Raw genomic sequence first — 445 nt, forward strand, 5'->3', positions numbered from 1 at the left:
TCATCACGCTGCATATGGCGATCAGCCAGGACAAGATCGCCGACATCACCTCGATGATGGATCCCGAGCGCGAGAAGGTGATCTATCTGCGCATCGCGCGCCACGCCGCGATCGACGGGATGACGGAGCTCTCGGCCTTTGCCGCGACCAAGGCGGAACTGGGCCGCAACGGCGGCGGCAGCCAGGACGACCCGCGCAGCCAACTCTATTCGAGCCTTTCCACCATGACATCGGCCAGCGTCGATGAAGTGCGTGCCAAGCTCGGCAAGATCGACCGCGGCAAGCTTTCGCAAAACGACCGGGACCTGCTTGATGCCGCGCAGGCCGTGGCGGGCGAAGTGGTGGCGCCGGTAAAGACCCCCGTCAAGGTGGAAGCCGCGCCGGCCGCAGCAAAGGGAGACGAGGCGAAGGCGGCGGCCGAGGCCTCGACCCATCCGGCCAATGC

1 pseudogene is annotated in these 445 nt (G+C 66.1%); it reads left to right on the forward strand.

The features are described 5' to 3' along the window. A pseudogene (locus EOA28_RS38215) lies at nt 1-445 on the forward strand (chemotaxis protein MotC); the annotation flags it as partial.

Source organism: Mesorhizobium sp. M2A.F.Ca.ET.067.02.1.1 (assembly GCF_004023285.1).
In the GTDB taxonomy this organism is placed as follows: domain Bacteria; phylum Pseudomonadota; class Alphaproteobacteria; order Rhizobiales; family Rhizobiaceae; genus Mesorhizobium.